This window comes from Autumnicola edwardsiae, from assembly GCF_031846505.1.
GTDB classification, from domain to species: domain Bacteria; phylum Bacteroidota; class Bacteroidia; order Flavobacteriales; family Flavobacteriaceae; genus Autumnicola; species Autumnicola edwardsiae.
In genome coordinates this window covers 1-221 of sequence record NZ_JAVRHP010000372.1, presented here as the reverse complement: position 1 = coordinate 221, position 221 = coordinate 1, and the positions used below count along the sequence as shown (strand labels likewise).

General features: G+C 40.3%; 1 protein-coding gene. It reads left to right on the top strand.

Annotation, left to right across the window (positions count from 1 at the left end):
• The coding region (locus RM529_RS18025) for a DUF5712 family protein (RefSeq protein WP_311486100.1) at window positions 1-221 on the top strand (221 nt) is incomplete at both ends.

Here is a 221-nt window from a genome sequence, read left to right as displayed (position 1 = left end):
CTAGAAGAAGGGGCCAAGGAACATTTCTTTAATCAATATGAGGATGCCATAAAACCTGAGGAAGTCGTCAAAGAAATTGATAAGAATACCGCCAAGCTTAAAAAGGAGGAACCGAAGTTCTATTCCATAACGGTCAGCCCTTCCAAATACGAATTACAACGCCTGCAACATAGTAGCAATGATCTACAAAGGTATACCCGGGAACTGATGAAAGATTATGT